Below are 15,087 nucleotides of genomic sequence, written 5' to 3'. Positions count from 1 at the left end.
GTTAGCCGACGGCGAGTCTGAGCCCGGGCAGACCGAGTGCGCCGGTGACGGATTCAGCGATATGGCGTGCGTCGCGGTCGATCCCGAGGAACCGTCCCGAGCCCCAGGTATGCATCCACGGGAGGCCGATGAAGCTCAGTCCTGGTACCTGGGTGATGCCGCGCGTCTGCATCGGCCGGCCCGCACCGTCGAATGCGCTTGCCTCGATCCAGCGGTAGTCCGGTCGGTACCCGATCGCCCACACGATGCTGGTGATGCCCTCGGCAACCAGGTCGACCGCGGAGGGTTCGGTTTCGGGTTCCCAAACTGGCTCGTAGCGCGAGGCGGGAGGCGCGTCGATTCCGGCTTTCTCGATGTAGCGGTCGATGTCGGCGCAGATCGAGTTGTACACCGCGTCGGCCTGATCGAGTGATTCGCGCAGCGTCGGCGCGAACCTCAGGACCGTGTCCTTGCCGTCGGTCAGATGCCCGTAGAGCTTCATCCCTTCGACGGCGAACTGTCGCAGATCGACGTCTCGTCCGCCGTCGCGGCCGGTGACGTAGTGATTTGTCTTCTCCTGTGCCGCTTTGCCTCCGGGAAACTGTTCGGTCGGTGTGTCATAGATGCCCATGTCCGCCAACCAGGTCATGCAGTCGCGGCCTCGGTAAGTGCGCGCAACCCTCGGCGCGTTGCCGATGGCGAGATGCACTTGCCGACCTGCGAGGTGGAGGTCCTCGGCGATTTGTGCGCCGGATTGTCCGGACCCGACGACGAGAACGGCGCCGGGTGGAAGCTGATCAGGTGTGAAGTACTGCTCTGAGTGGATCTGCTTTACAGAAGCGTCCAACGACGGCGCGAACGACGGCACCACCGGCAGCGGGTAGCCGCCAGTCGCGACGACGACCTGTTCACAGGTCAGCAATTCGACAGATTCCTCGGTGGTGAGGGTGAGCTCGAAGCCTGTACCGATGGTTCGCAGGCGAGTTACCGTGGTGTGTTCTCGCAGTGGGGCAGTGAAGGTTTCACGCCATCCGGCCAGCCATTGGACAACTTCGTTGCGGGTCATGAAGCCGTCGGGGTCCGGGCCGTCGTAGGCGTAGCCGGGAAGCCGGCAATGCCAGTTCGGAGTGACGAGGGTGAAGTTGTCCCACCGCTTGGACTGCCATGCATGGACGGCGGTCCGAGATTCGATCACGGTGTGCTCGATACCCGCGCGGCCGAGATACCAGCTGACCGACAGGCCTGCTTGTCCGCCGCCGATGATCGCCACCGGGATGTGGGTGGTGTGGGGTGTGGAATGAGCTGGTGCGCTCATAATGTCTCCAGAATGTGGTCAGGAAGTGGGTAGTGCCGGATGCATGTCGAGAACCTCGACGGTCGACTCGTCGTCGTATCGGCGGGCTGTGTTGTTGATGTCCTCAGCGGTTGCAGCGGCAGACGTACAAGCGAATCCATACTTGGCGCGGACGCGCTCAGCGGCTTCGCCGAGGGCGGCGTCGGTACGGGTTCGGAATTCAGCCACCGTGTAACTACTGCCGACATTGAGGTGGTCGTGCATGACGAGACTCGGCGAATAGCATTGCTGCACAGCGCCATCGGGCCACCTCACGGTGAACGTCATCTCAGGCATGAGCGAGGTCCCGCCATCCCGCGGTTCCGGTGGGGTCGACCTCGACGAGTTCACCGTAGACGTCCGGACGACGATCTCGCAGGTGGAACATCCCGCCTCGCATCGCTCTGAAGGTCCCGGCGATGTCGACGTCGGCTACGGCGAGTCCGCTTTCGAGCAGCGTGGTGTCGAGGATGTTGCCGCCCGGATCGACGATCTTGGCGTTGCCGACGTACCGCAACGAACCGAACGTTCCCGATTGGTTTGCGGCAACCCAGAACACCTGGTTATCGAGGGCACGGGCTGTATCGAAGAGATTGAACCGGTAAGTCCAGCGATCGTCCTGCAGATTCTCCGCGGTCGCTGTACGCGCCGCCGGCCACGCCGAAAGACTTGCGATGATCTCGGCACCGTTGAGTGCCATGATGCGCGCAGCTTCGGGAAATGCTTTGTCATAACAGATTTGGAGTCCGACGCGCCCCACTGGAGTGTCGAAGACTCCGTACTCCGAACCCGACGAGTAGGACATGTTTTCGCCAAGCGGTTGGTGCACTTTGCGATAGTTTCCGTAGATCTGGTCGCCGTCGAGGACTGCGGCCGCGTTGTAGCGCGTCACGCCGTCCTCAGCGAGTTCGCAAAAGCCTATGGCGATCACCATGTCGCCGACAATCTCCTGCACGCGTGCGATTTCGGGACCGTCGAGGCGGATGGCCGGCGGCAACGATCGCTTGGTGTTCTTGACGGTGTCGCCGTGGTTACCGAGCGATGAGAGGTATCCCCCGATCGCAGCCTCGGGAAACACCAGGAACTCGACACCTCGTGCGCGGGCCTGCGCCACATAGTCGGCGATTGTCTGATAGTTCTGTTCAAGGTCTCGCGTGAAGTTCGCGGCGACTGTACCAATAGTGGTCATGTGAATGTCTCTCGGGGAGTGGGGATCTCGACGATCAGACCATGTAGGTGGAGTTGATGATCGCACCCTTGCGGGCGTAGTGAATCAGCGCGTCCTGCACGTCGAGCGGATGTGCCGGAATGACGCCCTCGATCAGATCCTCTTCCCGACCACCGTGCAACGCGAGACCGAAGCGACACGCAAAGACGGTTCCACCCTCCTTGATGAAGGTCTCCAACGCGTCGTTGATGTTCTGCTCGCCGGGGAAACCGGAGTCACCGGTCTTCGGAAACCCGCGTGTGGCAAGGCAATTGATTGCTCCGGGACCGTAGAAGTAGATAGCCGACTCGAAGCCCTTGCGTAGCGCGCGGGTGGCCTGCAGCACTGCGACGAACGATACCGAGGACTCGTGCGCGATGCCGTGGACGAGCGTGAAGTAGGTTTCGCCCTCCTCCGCCTGGTAGTCGGGGAAGATCTTGGTGCCGCCGTAGATATTCGAACCCTTGGGCAGGGAGGGATGCGGAATCTCGGCAAGAGACTTCGCAATGTTCTCGGTGATGGTGTCGTCGAACATGGCCATGGGGTTACTCCTCGATGAGACGGGCGAGACCGCCGTCGTGTGATGGGGGTGTGCGGGCGACACTGCCCACTGGCGAAAGAAGTGATGGTCGGATGGCTTGGGATACTTGACGTTCCGACTGACAACAGTTCACGCCCGATTTATTACGTGATGGTTACTGATGGAAAAATTGGCGCCCGGATCGAGTTAACGTGAGCGTGCGGGTTCCACCCCTCACGATTCGGGGAACCTCTGAATACTGAAACGGTGCGTTCGGCCCTGCGCTGAAGGCAAGAGGTACCTAGCTTCGTCTCATGAGTATCGGCGGCTATTCCTGCGCGCGGTTGCATCTGCGGGAGAAGCACCAGGTGTATGTCGGCCGGACCGGCGGAGGCTCACACCTCGCTGGTGGGCTCCTCACGCTCGCGCCGACGGTCTCCTTGCAAGGATTTGATCCGACGCTCCTCGCGTAGGGCCTCGACGTGCTTGGTGCGCTCGGCGGCGAGCCAGTCGGGCATCTCTTCGAGCAACGCGTTGATCTGCTCGGTCGTCAACGCCTCGGTCACCTCGCCCCGGACCAGCCCGGAGTTGGAGATCCCGAGTTTGGCGGCTACCAGATTCTTCGGGTGCGGTCCGTTGGTACGCAGATCGCGCAACCACTGCGGCGGATCGGCCTGCCAGGCCGACACCTGTTCCCGGGTTATCGTTCCGGAGCGAAACTCGTCGGGTGTCGCGGGAAGGTAGATGTCGAGCTTCTTGGCGGCGGTGGCCGGCTTCATGGACTGCGAGCTCATACTCGCAGCGTATCCCCGGTAGCCTCGGGGCGTGAATTCGCCCGTCGATCCCGATGAGTCCAGCGCTGTGGTCTTCCGGCTCGCATTTGTGCCGGGTGCCACACCGGGGAAGTGGATCCGCATTTTCGGGGAGCGCCACCCGGACGTTCGACTCGACCTTGTACCGATTGCGGTCGCCGACACCGCCGCAGCGCTTATCGACCGCAGCGTCGACATTGCGATCACCAGGCTGCCCGACGCACTCTCACATGCCGACCTGGGTCCGCACCACATCATCGCCCTGTACGAAGAAACAACGGTGGCGGTGATGGGTAAGGACAGTGTGCTCACCGCAGGTGACGAGTTGTCGCGGGCCGACCTTGCCGACGAGAACCTGCTCTGGCCCCTCGATGAACCGCTCGTCGTCACCGAACGTCCCGGTAACGCCGTGGACCATCGGCCGGAGACGACCGCCGACGCGATCGAACTCGTGGCCAGCGGGATGGGGGTGGTGCTGGTGCCGCAATCGCTGGCGCGTTTGCACCACCGCCGCGACCTCGACTATCGCCCGGTCACCGACGTCCCGACAAGCACCGTCGGACTGCTGTGGCCGCAGCCCACTTCGGATCTGGCGGCGGAGTTCATCGGGATTGTGCGTGGACGCAAGGCCACATCGTCGCGTGGCACGTCCGAATCGCCACCGAAGCGGTCGGCGAAAGAGAAGGCGGCCGCCAAGCGGGCATCTCGCGAAGCGGCCGGAACGATACCGACACGCGGAAAAGCAAAGGCGCGTAAAACTCGACGGTCGCGGTGAAACCTACTGTTGGGCTGCGCATTTCGAATCCAAACTTCTGCACGGCTGTCCACCTCGACCACCGCTCAGGCGAACCGCTCAACGGACTCGCCGATCCGTTACCGCCGCGCGTCCCTGTTGCGCGCGAAGGCTTCTCAGCGAACCGTGGCGTCGAAGTTCTGGGTGAACACGCCATCGGGATCCCACTCGTGCTTGATCGTGCGCAGCCGCGCGAGGGTCGGGGCGGGGAACGCAGCGTCGATGTCTTCTGGCCGGTGGTTTGACTCGAAACTGAGGTAGATGCCGTCTCGGCGAGCGTGGATCGGTTCCCACGCGTCGTCGAACGCCCAGGAGGCGTGATCGGCGACAGCGGTGACCGAGAAGTTCTGGTGGCGGTGGGCATACGCGGTGGCATCTGCAGGCACGTCGTTGATCGCCCCTCCCGCAGAACGGATCTGGATCATCTGCGCACCGTTGGATGCGAGGAGTTCGCCGATGTCGGCGGCGAGATCATCGTCGAGATGTTCGACGAGTGCCGTGTGCATGACGGCGGGTTGCTGGCCGACGTGGGGCGCACCGGACGTGAGCGGGACGGCCGGGTAGGGAACCAATTCGGCTCGTGCGCCGACGATGCCGGGCAGGTCCGTGAACGGTGTGAGCGCGCGGGTCGCCGCCGCCGCGTCGTCGCCGGCATAGACAACCGTCGCTTGCGCGAATGGTCGCGCACCGGCACCGATGTACAGGAACGCCGAGATTTCGCGAGGAGCGGTCTCGACCTCACGTCCCCAATCGGCGAGAAACGTTGCCACGTCGGAGATGTCGTACGCCAGCGCCGCCCGCGCCACCGTGGGCGTGGTGCCGGCCTCGAACTCGAATCGGGTGACGATCCCGACGTTGGCGCCTGCGCCGCGGATCGCCCAGAACAGGTCGGGGTGCTCGTCGTGTGACACCCGCATGATGCGCCCGTCGGCGGTGACGATCTCGGCCGCGCGTATGCGGTCGATCGTCAACCCTTGTGCTCGTCCGAGCAGTCCGATTCCGCCGGTGGTCGCCAGGCCACCAACACCGACATCGCCTGAGTCTCCGGAAGTCAGGGCCAGCCCCCAGCCGTAGAGGTTGCGAGCGACAGCGCCCCACCGCGCACCTGCTCCGATGGCCACCGTCGCCGAACCCACATGCTCCACATGATCGAGGTGCCGCAGATCGATGACGGTCCCTCCGTCATTGGTGGCGATGCTGCTGATCCCGTGCCCACCGCTGCGGATCGCGAACGGATCACCCTGCCCCACAGCGATTTCCAATGCACGAGCCGTTTGGTCTGCGTCGACCGGCAGAAGCACACGGGCCGGACTGCCCGTGGCCGAGTAGACGTGCCGAACATCTTCGTAGCCGGGGTCGCCGGGAGTAATGATGTGAAGCTCATCGGTCGTGCCCATCAGTGCGCCTCCGGTCCGACACGCTTGTCCGTGAGGTAGTGCACCGTGGTGTCGGACAGGGGGCTGGTCCCGACGACCAACGCCGCGACATGTGCGCCGACCTCCTCGCCGTCGAGCCACGTCGGATCGTCGACGCCTGCACGCTGCCGCGCACGGGTCCGTACGACGCCCAAGATGACCTGATAGAACCGCGGGCCACGGCCATCCAGTTCCGCGGCGATCGTCCGCGTCAGCGACTTCGACGCCGCCGCACTCAATGCGACACCGGCTGCTCCCGGGAACGGGATGTCGGCACTCATTCCATTGAGCTGCAAGATCATTCCAGTGCGCGCCGTGTGCGGCAGAAAGCCGCGAAAGAGCCGGAAGACGGTCGTCAGATTGGCATCGAGCAGGTGTTGCCACTCGTCGTCGTTGAGGGACAGTGCGGGTCTGCGCCCCTGATTCCCCCACGACGCGACCGCGACGACGACTCCGTCGAACGTTCCATAGGTTGTGGCGAGTGCCTCGATCTGCGCGTCGAGATCGGGCGCTGACGCGTCCAGAATCTCGGTGTGCAGCCGCTGATCGGTCTCCGCGTCGACGACGTTCGCCCGCAGCTCATCGAGTCGGGCGCGATCACGGCCGGTCGCGATGACCGTCGCGCCATCGTCGAGCAGTGTCCGAACGACGCCTTCGCCCACGCCCCCGGAGCCGCCGACGACAACGACTGTCTTTCCCTGAAGGTCCGGTGTGGTCAATTCCCAGGCCGGGTGTACTGCAGTGGTCATGCTTGCGCTCCTTGCGTGTTGGCGGCGACTCGCGCCGCGTTGGTTTCCAGTGCGGTCAGGGCGTCTCCGAGCGCGGCCAGCTGCGCGTCGGTGAGTGCATCACCGAACCACTGTTTGGCCGCCCGCAGATGTGGTCCGACGGCCCTTCGGTGGGCGCGGCGACCGTCATCGGTCAGCGAGATCGTCGACGCGCGACCATCACCATCGATCTCCGGTCCGCGCTCGAGCAGGCCCCGTTTCTCCATCCGACCGAGTTGGTGTGCAAGTCGGCTGGAGTCCCAACCCATCTCCCGTGCGCAATCCGACGGCCGCGCAGATCCGCCGGCCTCGACGAGATGAGCCAACACGGTGAATTCCTGCTCGGAGAGGCCAGCGTCTTTCAGTCCCCGACCAACCTCGCGTCGCAGGGTCTCGGTCACGGTCTGTAAGCGCTGCCAGACGTCGAGCTGGCGGGCCGATAGATGATTAGCTGACATGTCAGGTAAAACCCCAGTAGGTGTCGATCTATTCCCGTTAGTTCAGAGCGGTATGCCCCACGCCTCATTGACGCGGAACCAGGGGTCCGACTTACTGCCCCTTGCGCACCAGAGCCACACCTGCGGGGTCGGCAATTTCTCCGCCCCGACGACGCAAGCTGGCCAGCACCGGTTCCTGCGTTGCCGAGTCGACAAAGCGGTATCCGTTGTCTGCGGCCCGAGGCAGATAGCTGTATCCCCACTGCGCGAGCGAGGCCATGACAGTACTCAGCGCGTGGCCGGCCTCGGTCAGCTCGTAGGCCTGCCGACGACGGTCACCGACTTCCTGATACTCCACCTGCTCGAATACGCCTGCGGCAACCAACGACGCCAACCGCGCACTGAGGACGTCGGGCGCGATCCCGAGTTCTGATCGGAACTCCGAGAACCGCGTTCTACCCCGCAAGGCCTCTCGGATGATGAGCACCGACCACCGTTCGCCCAACACCCCCATGGCGCGAGCTATTGGGCACGCATCGTCCGTCCACGCTGTTCTTGGCACGCGTCGATTGTCACACACCCTAACTTGGCTTATACAACCCAGGAGTTCTCCTGTGCCGCTGCACATGGCGGCCCGGGATTGATCAGGAATCGTCCTCGACCACGGTGAGGACGGTCTTGCCGGGTCCGGCCTTACTGGCCTGTGCCTGCCCGGCGTCCGCCAACGGGAAAGTGGCTGCCACCACAGGCTGCAACCGCGCTTCCGATACCAGTTTCGCCAACTCGGTCATACCGAGCCGGTCGGCCTCCACGAACAGGCCGGCCAATCGAATTCCCTTGCCGGTAGCCGATTCCGCGACGTCGGGCAATGACTGGGGAAGCGTGGATACGAGGATGCCGCCGGGCTTGAGTGCCTGCACAGCCTTGCTCGGATAGTCGTGTCCAATAACGTCGAAAACCACATCCAGATCGGTGACGACATCAACGAAATCTGTTGTCGTGTAATCGATCACCTCGTCGACGCCCAACCCGGTGAGAAAGTCGGCGCTTGCCGCGCCTGCCACTGCGTAGACGTAGGCGCCGCGGGCCTTGGCGATCTGGACTGCCAAGTGCCCGACTCCACCTGCGGCGCCGGTGATCAGGACTCTGCTCCCCTGCCCCACATGTGCCGTCTCGACCAGAGCTTGCCACGCGGTGAGTCCCGCCAGTGGCAATGCCGCTGCGTGCACGTGGTCGAGAGCCGCGGGCTTCGGCACGAAGACACGGGTGGGCGCGACGACGTACTCGGCGTACGCGCCGTGCCCCTGCGGAAATGGCAATAGCCCGACCACTTCGTCTCCCGGCGCAAACAGTGTCGACCCGAGTCCGACCTTTTCGACCGTCCCCGACACATCCCAGCCGAGAACGAATGGCGGCTTTCCGACGAACATGCCGGTTTCGCGGTTCATCGCATCGACGGGGTTCACGCCCGCAGCGTGCACCCGAACGAGGATCTGGCCGAGCCCTGGAGTAGGGGTGTCGATATCGACCTCGGTAAGCACTTCTGGTCCGCCGAGCCTGTCCTGGCTGATAGCGCGCATGAGAATCGGAGTCCTTTCATCGAGGTGTCAGGTCGAACAGTTGGTCCAAGAGCTGGTCGAGGTCTGCAACGACTCTCTGCCCACCCTTGCTCAGGTTGGCGGCGACGGGTATCCGTCAGATGACTGTGCGTCGGTCCGCCACAGTCATCTGACGGATACCTGTCGCGACGTACTTTGGATCAAGCTCGTCCGTGGAGACCCCCGAGCGATAGCGAGACTGAAGTGGCGACAACAACAACGGTGAGCGGAGCAACTGCCGTAGTGACCGGTGGACGACGCGGATTGGGTAAGGCCATCGTCGACGAACTCCTCGCCCGCGGAGCGGCCAAGGTGTACGCAACCAGCCGTACACCGGAAGCAAGCGACGACGCACGGATCGCCAACGTGGCACTCGACGTCACAGTTGAATCGTCGGTATCGGCCCTCGCAGACACGGCGGCCGATGCCACGATCATCGTCAACAATGCAGGTCTACTCGCCGGGCAGTCGCTGCTGAGGTCACCGATCGACGACATCGAAGCCACCATGGAGACCAACTTTTTCGGCCCGCTGCGTGTGACTCGAGGGTTTGTGCCGAAACTCGTAGCTGCCGACGAAGCCGCCACGATTGTCAATGTCGCCTCGGTGCTCGCGTGGATACCCGGCTCCGGGGCGTACGGCTGCTCCAAAGCCGCGCTGTGGTCGGCGACGAATTCACTGCGCTTGGAGCTCGAACCGCAGAACATCAACGTCGTGGGGGTGTATCTCGGCTACACCGACACAGACATGGTGTCGGGCCTCGACGTCCCGAAGAACGATCCTGCAGATGTCGCCCGTCAGATCGTCGACGCCATCGAAGCCGGCGCACCCGAAGTGATTGCCGACGACGTCACGCGCGCCGCCCGCAGTTCCGTCTTTCGCTGACGTCTGCGCGATGAGTTGCAACGCATGACCGACGAAACGACACACGGAAGGATCCTCGATGCCAACGTTGTTCCTCGAAGACCTGACGCCGGGCCAGAGCTTTTCCGGCACAACGACGATCCAGATAACCGCGGAGGACATCCAGCGGTTCGCTGCCGAGTTCGATCCTCAACCGTTCCATCTCAGCAACGCGGGTGCGACCGATTCCGTCTTCGGGACGCTGGCCGCCAGCGGCTGGCACACTGCCGCAGTCACCATGCGGTTGCTCGTCGACAGCGAGTTCCGGCCCTCGGGAGGAGTCGTCGGAGCCGGATTCGATGATCTGCAGTGGCCGCTACCGGTGCGTCCGGGCGACGAATTGCGAGTCACGAGTGAAGTCCTCGAGGTCCGCCGATCGAGATCGAATCCACACATCGGCATCGCCAAGGTTCGTACCGTCACGCTGAATCAGAATGATCAGCCGGTACAGGTATCAGTGGGCAATCTCGTGATCCCGGCGCGCGATATTCCGAAAGAGCCTGGTACGCAGACTGACTGACCGACTGCACAGTTAATACCTACAAATTGCAGTATAGAAGGAGTGTTAGCGATGCCAGAGCTGACATACGACGTCTTGGTTCTCGACGGCACGCCACGTTCCGGGGACATGCGCCTCCCGAGCGGGGAGTCCATCGTCTCCTCGCCACTCTCAGTCACACTCGTGCAAGGCAGTTCGGATGCAGTTCTCGTCGACGCGCCGTACACCTATGGTCAAGTTGAGCGGGTTCGCAACTGGATCCGTGATTCGGGACGAAACCTCATCGCCGTCTATATCACCCACGCGCACGGCGACCACTGGCTCGGAGTGCACGAACTTCTCCGCGAATTCGGCGACGTGCCGGTGTACACCACTGCCGGCCCCTTATCGCGGATGCCCGGCGAAGCAACAGAGGGGCGAGATCGGTTGTGGGACCGCGTGTTCGGTGGTCTGATTCCGCCGTCTCCCGTCATCGCGCAGTTGTTCCCTACCGACGGACTGCAACTCGAAGGTCACGACCTGATTCCGGTCGACCTCGGCCACACCGACACTGCAGACACGACCGCGCTCTGGGTGCCCGATCTGCGACTGTTACTCGCCGGAGACTCCGTCTATAACGGCGTCCACCAGTATGTCCTGGAGACACCTGACGGCGGCTTCGATTCCTGGCTCGCCGCACTTGACACCATCGCCGCTCTCGAGCCGGCCTTCGTCGTCGCCGGACACAAGGCCCCAGGGAGCGACGACGATCCGCGATGCATCGACGAGACCCGCGACTACCTGGTCTTTGCCCGCGAACTGCTCGCAACTGTCGACCGGCCTGACGAGTATTACAAGCGGATGCTTCGGCGATACCCGAAGCGAGTCAACGCAGGACCCGTCTGGTACTGCGCGCTCGGTCTGCTCACCGGTCGATAACACATTTTCGGTTAGGTAAATCAGCGCGATTACACCCCTGTGCAGTCAACAAACGTATACCGCAGGCAGGAAGGCCCGAACAGAATCTGTCTCGGGGCGTCATCAATCGTGTTCGCTCCCAATGCCGCCATCCGTGAGGGAGACTCAGATGCCATTCATAACCGCTGCCGACGGCGCCCAGATCTTCTACAAGAAATGGGGGTCGGGCCGCCCGGTGATCTTCAGCCACGGATGGCCATTGAGCGCTGACGCGTGGGACGTCGAGATGAAACTCCTTGCCGACCATGGCTATTGCGCAATCGCTCATGACCGTCGCGGACACGGCAGATCCGAGCAGACGTGGACCGGCAACGACATGGATACCTACGCCGCAGACCTCGCCGGACTCGTCGATGCCCTGGATCTGACCGATATTTCACTCGTCGGGCATTCCACCGGAGGGGGCGAGGTCGTGCGTTATGCGGCCCGCCACGGTCAGGGTCGGGTCAGCAAGATTGTCACGGTCGGAGCGGTACCGCCGGTCATGGTGCGTTCCGAACGGAACCCCGAGGGCACTCCGATCGAGGCATTCGACGACATCCGCGCCAACGTTCTCGCCGACCGCTCAGCCTTCTGGCAAGACCTTGCTCTGCCGTTCTATGGCTTCAATCGCGAAGGGGCGGAAGTCTCCAAGGGACTCATCGACGAATTCTGGCGTCTGGGCATGCAGGCGGGACTCTCTGCCGCCTACGACTGCGTTGCCCAGTTCTCCGAAACCGACTTCACCGAGGATCTCCAGAACCTTCAGGTACCAATCCTGATCGCTCATGGGGACGACGATCAGATCGTGCCCATCCACGATTCCGCGGCCAAGGCAATCGACCTGGTCAAACACGGCACTCTTCGCATCTACCCCGGTGCGTCGCACGGTATCCACGGCGCCTATCAAGCGGCGCTGGGGCGCGACATCGTGGAGTTCCTCGGCGAGTGACGACACCGGTTACAAGTCGACGCCTTCGGTAGGTGTAGAGACGCAATCCCTCTGGGTTGGAATAGCCTATTCAGGATGCTAGGGTCCAATTGTGACTCTCCTGCAGTCGGATATGCGGACAGGAAACAGCACCGACGCACGCCGGCGAACTGATCGCTCGAGCGGTCCGGCGGGGGTTACCCGAGCCGGATCAATGATCGGTCGCGTCGAAGAGTTCGAGGCCATTGTCACTGCCGCTTCCTGCGCCCGAGAGCAGGGATGTGCCCTCGTCGTCGAGGGACATCCCGGAATCGGTAAGACGACGCTGCTCACCTCGTCGGCACGATGGGGCAAGGACAACGGGTTCACGGTTCTGTGCTGCGCCGGAGTCCAGTGCCAGACCAAGGTGGGCTACGCCGCAGTACACGAGTTGGTACGCCCGATTCTCGGAAATGCCGAATCCCTTCCGCCACACCAGAAGCGCGCACTCCTCGGTGCGCTCGGATTGGGCGAGCCTGTCGAGTCAGACCCACTCCTGATCGGCGTCGCGGTGCTCGGGCTGATCGAGGAGGCGTCGGCGCGGCGTCCGCTGATGCTCATCGTCGACGACGCTCACTGGCTCGACGGCTCGTCTCTGCATGTGTTGACGTTCGTCGGGCGCCGAATCTCATCGGCAGCAGCGGTCTTGCTGTGCGCGGCTCGCCCGGGGCTCGACGGTGAATCGGCCCGGCTCGTGTCTCTACCTCGTCTGACGTTGGGTCCTGTCGACGAATCGGCCTCACGGGCTCTGCTCGCCGAGGCACTCGCGGCCGGACCGGCGTTGAGTGAGCTGGCCCAGCGTAGGGTGCTCCACGAGGCGGCTGGCAATCCTCTGGCCATTGCCGAGCTCGCGAAAGCCGTCGCCGCGACGGACGACCACCATCTCTGGGGTGGAACGCCGCCACTGCCAACCACCCGACGCATTGAAAGGATCTTCCTCGAACAACTCGGCGTACTACCCGAACCCAGCAGGCAGATGCTCGCACTCGTCTCGGCGAGCGACGCGACGTCGTTGACAGAAGTGTTGGACGCCGCACGGCACGTCGACCTACCCGAGACCTGCTTGGACCCGTTGGAACGCACGGGCTTGATCACTGTCGATGACGGCGTCATCAAGGTGCGACATCCTCTGATCCGATCGGTGGCGTACAGCGCAGCGACGTTATCGCAGCGTTCGACGTTCCATCGCGCGCTCGCTGAAGCCACCAGCGACCCAGCGCAGGCCACCTGGCAACGAGCCGCCGCCTCTTACGGGCGAGACGAGGTCATCGCTACAGAACTCGAGTACGTAGCGCGCGCCGCAGGACAGCGGGGCGCCAACGCCGAAGCCGCCGCGGCGTGGCGGCGCGCGGCGATGCTGTCGACCACACCGTGTGGGCGCGTGCGCCGCCTGGTGCGCGCGATCGAACCGGCTTGTCGAGCGGGGTTGACCACGGAGGCGATCAACATTGTCGACGAGGCCGAACCGTTGGCCACCGGCCTGGATGATCTCGTCGAACTCGCCACCGCCCGTTTCACTCTCGGCGTCACCGCCGGTGTCGCGATGCCCGCGATCGCCGACTTGCTGTCGTTGGCAGATCGACTCGCAGACGCCGACACACCGGAGCACCATCTTGCACGCGTCAACTTGGTGGCCGCTGCCGCGGCACAGTGTCGGATGCACGGCCTCGACGAGGGCGATCGCCACCTCGTGGCAGACAGTCTGCACCGTCTGGAAGTCCTTGAAGAGCCCGCGGTTGAGGTCGCGTTGGCGACCGTCGACGACACCAAATACGCACACCAGTTCCGTTCGCACGCAACGACTCTTCACGCCGCTGCCAACGACGACACCATGCTGCTGATGTCGATGGGCTTGGCCGCCGAATCGGTCTCTGATCTGTCGACGGCTCAGCAATGTTGGGACAGAGCTATTCGAGTTGCACGCACCAGCGGAGCGCCGAGCATCGAATGCGAGGCACTGCGCGGATCAGCGCGCGCACAGATCATCTCAGGCAGGCTCCCCGAGGCGGCGATGAGCGCGCAAACCGCGTTGCGCATCGCAACCGACTGCGACATGTCTCTCAGCATGGGGAGCGCCGCAGCACTACTTGCGCGCGCTCATGCGTGGCGCGGGCGCTCCGCCGACGCACAGAGCGCACTGGCAATCGCTCGTCAGCACCTCCCTGTGGACACATCACTACTCTGGATCGACGATCTGGCTTGGGCCAGTGGTCTTCTCGCTCTCATCCGGCACGATTACGACGAGGCGTTCACGGAATTGTCGAAGATGGCGCGGGACCGTAGCTCCCGTCGGTGGGCCATTGCAGATCTGACGGAGGCAGCGGTGGCGAGCCACCAAGTCGGCAGTATTGGCAGTTTAGTGGACGAAATCGGCACTGAGGCAGCAACATTGGGGTCTCCATATCTGCTCGCCCTGGTGAATCGGAGCCGAGCATTGTTGGACGGCAACGGTATCGACGCCGAAGAACACTTCCGGACAGCACTGCACGACGCTGCCCGTGCCGAAGCGTCGCTGGAGTACGCGCGAACCCAACTGAACTACGGACAGTGGCTGCGTCGGCAGCGTCGGATCGTCGATTCACGGGTTCAACTTTCGGCGGCCCTCAGGGCGTTCCAATCGCGCGACGCCGAGCCGTGGGTGCAACGGACCCGCACCGAACTTCGGGCAGCCGGGGTGCAGTCGCCCGGAGATTTGACACCCACGAACGACATAGAAGCCGAGTTGACCCCACAGGAAATGCAAATCGCGCGCCTGGCCGCGTCAGGGCTCAGCAACCGTCAGATCGCTGATCAGATCTACGTGTCGCACCGAACAGTTGCCGCACACCTCTATAAGGTATTTCCCAAACTCGGGATCAGTAGCCGGAACCAGATCCGAGACGTCCTCGGCGAACGCGAGCGCCATTGAATTGGCACCT

Annotated in this window: 16 protein-coding genes; 6 read left to right on the top strand and 10 right to left on the bottom strand. The window is 63.4% G+C overall.

From position 1 onward, the window contains the following. Position 1: 1 nt before the first annotated feature. The 5 genes from ACRVY7_RS18635 to ACRVY7_RS18615 all read right to left on the bottom strand — a co-directional run bounded on the left by ACRVY7_RS18635 (position 2) and on the right by ACRVY7_RS18615 (position 3,818). The gene (locus ACRVY7_RS18635; protein WP_431818154.1) at positions 2-1,294 is read right to left on the bottom strand and encodes an MSMEG_0569 family flavin-dependent oxidoreductase; all 1,293 of its coding nucleotides are present in this window, start codon (positions 1,292-1,294) and stop codon (positions 2-4) included. An 18-nt stretch (positions 1,295-1,312) separates the two neighbouring features. Further along, complete coding sequence (locus ACRVY7_RS18630) at positions 1,313-1,609, bottom strand: MSMEG_0570 family nitrogen starvation response protein (RefSeq protein WP_049699301.1); 297 nt, start codon at positions 1,607-1,609, stop codon at positions 1,313-1,315. Continuing rightward, a complete protein-coding gene (locus tag ACRVY7_RS18625; protein ID WP_049699300.1) occupies positions 1,602-2,501 on the bottom strand; it encodes a carbon-nitrogen hydrolase family protein in 900 nt (299 codons plus the stop codon). Before ACRVY7_RS18625 ends, ACRVY7_RS18630 begins: the two co-directional genes overlap by 8 nt. 34 nt (positions 2,502-2,535) lie before the next feature. After that, on the bottom strand, positions 2,536-3,060 hold the full coding sequence (locus ACRVY7_RS18620; protein ID WP_005203430.1) for an MSMEG_0572/Sll0783 family nitrogen starvation response protein: 525 nt from the start codon (positions 3,058-3,060) through the stop codon (positions 2,536-2,538). 374 nt (positions 3,061-3,434) lie between these two features. Then, positions 3,435-3,818 (bottom strand): DUF5997 family protein, encoded by a 384-nt coding sequence (locus ACRVY7_RS18615; RefSeq protein WP_431818256.1) that lies wholly within the window; start codon positions 3,816-3,818, stop codon positions 3,435-3,437. A 46-nt stretch (positions 3,819-3,864) separates the two neighbouring features. On the opposite strand from ACRVY7_RS18615, the gene ACRVY7_RS18610 reads away from it, so the two are divergent. Next, positions 3,865-4,626 carry a LysR family substrate-binding domain-containing protein gene (locus ACRVY7_RS18610; protein ID WP_431818153.1) on the top strand — a complete coding sequence of 254 codons (762 nt, stop codon included), beginning with the start codon at positions 3,865-3,867 and terminating at the stop codon, positions 4,624-4,626. 134 nt (positions 4,627-4,760) lie between these two features. Here the strand turns inward: ACRVY7_RS18610 and ACRVY7_RS18605 are convergent, their stop codons facing one another. The 5 genes from ACRVY7_RS18605 to ACRVY7_RS18585 all read right to left on the bottom strand — a co-directional run bounded on the left by ACRVY7_RS18605 (position 4,761) and on the right by ACRVY7_RS18585 (position 8,843). Beyond that, positions 4,761-6,041: an FAD-binding oxidoreductase gene (locus ACRVY7_RS18605; RefSeq protein ID WP_431818152.1), complete on the bottom strand. Its 1,281-nt coding sequence runs from the start codon at positions 6,039-6,041 to the stop codon at positions 4,761-4,763. After that, complete coding sequence (locus ACRVY7_RS18600; RefSeq protein WP_431818151.1) at positions 6,041-6,808, bottom strand: SDR family NAD(P)-dependent oxidoreductase; 768 nt, start codon at positions 6,806-6,808, stop codon at positions 6,041-6,043. The genes ACRVY7_RS18605 and ACRVY7_RS18600 overlap by 1 nt, the downstream gene beginning before the upstream one ends. Next, positions 6,805-7,284 (bottom strand): MarR family winged helix-turn-helix transcriptional regulator, encoded by a 480-nt coding sequence (locus tag ACRVY7_RS18595; protein WP_064868712.1) that lies wholly within the window; start codon positions 7,282-7,284, stop codon positions 6,805-6,807. The genes ACRVY7_RS18600 and ACRVY7_RS18595 overlap by 4 nt, the downstream gene beginning before the upstream one ends. Positions 7,285-7,375: 91 nt before the next feature. Continuing rightward, complete coding sequence (locus ACRVY7_RS18590) at positions 7,376-7,825, bottom strand: winged helix-turn-helix transcriptional regulator (RefSeq protein WP_431818150.1); 450 nt, start codon at positions 7,823-7,825, stop codon at positions 7,376-7,378. Between the two features lie 82 nt (positions 7,826-7,907). Then, entirely contained in the window at positions 7,908-8,843 is a 936-nt protein-coding gene (locus tag ACRVY7_RS18585; protein ID WP_431818149.1) for an NADP-dependent oxidoreductase, read from the bottom strand. A 222-nt stretch (positions 8,844-9,065) separates the two neighbouring features. Here ACRVY7_RS18585 and ACRVY7_RS18580 point away from each other — a divergent pair, with 222 nt between their 5' ends. From ACRVY7_RS18580 to ACRVY7_RS18560, 5 genes are all read left to right on the top strand, one after another. Beyond that, positions 9,066-9,746: an SDR family oxidoreductase gene (locus ACRVY7_RS18580; protein ID WP_431818148.1), complete on the top strand. Its 681-nt coding sequence runs from the start codon at positions 9,066-9,068 to the stop codon at positions 9,744-9,746. Between the two features lie 58 nt (positions 9,747-9,804). Beyond that, complete coding sequence (locus ACRVY7_RS18575; protein WP_431818147.1) at positions 9,805-10,284, top strand: MaoC family dehydratase; 480 nt, start codon at positions 9,805-9,807, stop codon at positions 10,282-10,284. A 51-nt stretch (positions 10,285-10,335) separates the two neighbouring features. After that, on the top strand, positions 10,336-11,181 hold the full coding sequence (locus tag ACRVY7_RS18570) for an MBL fold metallo-hydrolase (protein WP_431818146.1): 846 nt from the start codon (positions 10,336-10,338) through the stop codon (positions 11,179-11,181). 148 nt (positions 11,182-11,329) lie between these two features. Then, positions 11,330-12,151: an alpha/beta fold hydrolase gene (locus ACRVY7_RS18565; RefSeq protein WP_431818145.1), complete on the top strand. Its 822-nt coding sequence runs from the start codon at positions 11,330-11,332 to the stop codon at positions 12,149-12,151. 193 nt (positions 12,152-12,344) lie between these two features. Further along, positions 12,345-15,077, top strand: a complete 2,733-nt coding sequence (locus ACRVY7_RS18560) for an AAA family ATPase (protein ID WP_431818144.1) — start codon at positions 12,345-12,347, stop codon at positions 15,075-15,077. The last annotated feature ends 10 nt before the right edge of the window (positions 15,078-15,087 follow it).

This window comes from Gordonia jacobaea (assembly GCF_965344965.1).
GTDB lineage: Bacteria > Actinomycetota > Actinomycetes > Mycobacteriales > Mycobacteriaceae > Gordonia > Gordonia jacobaea.
This window is presented reverse-complemented; position numbering and strand designations above follow the sequence as displayed.